2 protein-coding genes are annotated in these 759 nt (G+C 64.8%); one reads left to right on the top strand and one right to left on the bottom strand.

The genetic code is table 11. The features are described from left to right. Positions 1-249: 249 nt before the first annotated feature. Positions 250-462 (top strand): membrane protein insertion efficiency factor YidD, encoded by a 213-nt coding sequence (gene yidD, locus AC1DZC_RS19925; RefSeq protein ID WP_477044474.1) that lies wholly within the window; start codon positions 250-252, stop codon positions 460-462. A 41-nt stretch (positions 463-503) separates the two neighbouring features. Here the strand turns inward: yidD and AC1DZC_RS19920 are convergent. Continuing rightward, on the bottom strand, positions 504-759 hold a 256-nt coding region (locus AC1DZC_RS19920), incomplete at its 5' end, for a hypothetical protein (RefSeq protein WP_477044473.1).

Raw genomic sequence — 759 nt, 5'->3', positions numbered from 1 at the left:
TTCGCGGCGCGGACCATGTGCTGATCGGGCGGAACGGCGGTATCGACCGCGACTTCGCCCAGTTGCGGGCGGATCTCGCCAAGGCGCTGACCAAGGTGGCGCGGTGACCGGCCCCACCCCAGCCGTCATGCTGAACTTGTTTCAGCATCCAGGCGCGGCCACTCGCCTCAGGAGCGTCGCCCAGGGTTCAGATGACCGCGCYTGGACCCTGAAACAAGTTCAGGGTGACGAAGAAGAAGGCGGGCAACCATGCTGACCCGCCTCCTCATCGCTCTGGTCCGCTTCTGGCAACTCGGCCCATCCGTCATCCTGCCGCCGAGCTGCCGCTACCAGCCCAGCTGTTCCGCCTATGCAATCACTGCCCTTCGCCGCTATGGCGCGCTGAAGGGCGGGTGGCTGGCGGCAAAGCGGATCGGACGGTGCCATCCCTGGGGCGGGTTCGGTCACGATCCGGTTCCCTGAATCAATGCCTCACCAGACGCCCATCATGAGCGGGACATCACTCACGTGAATAACGACAACAAGAATTTCATCCTGTTCGCGGTGTTCGCCGCGCTGATCCTTTTCGGCTGGCCGATCGTGACGTCGAAATTCTTCCCGGCGGCCAACCCGCCCGTGACGAAGATCGAGAAGGGCAAGGCGACCGTCGTCGCGAATCCCGGCGCAAGCCCGGTGGCAAACAGCAGCGCCGCGACGCGCGACCGCAGGGTCGTGCTGGCGTAATCGCCGCGCGTGCTGGTCGAAACCCCGGAACTGAAA

The sequence above is a fragment of the Cellulomonas sp. P2_B4 genome (assembly GCF_056404795.1).
The sequence above is the reverse complement of the archived record's forward strand: the minus strand, read 5'-3'. Positions and strand labels throughout refer to the sequence as shown.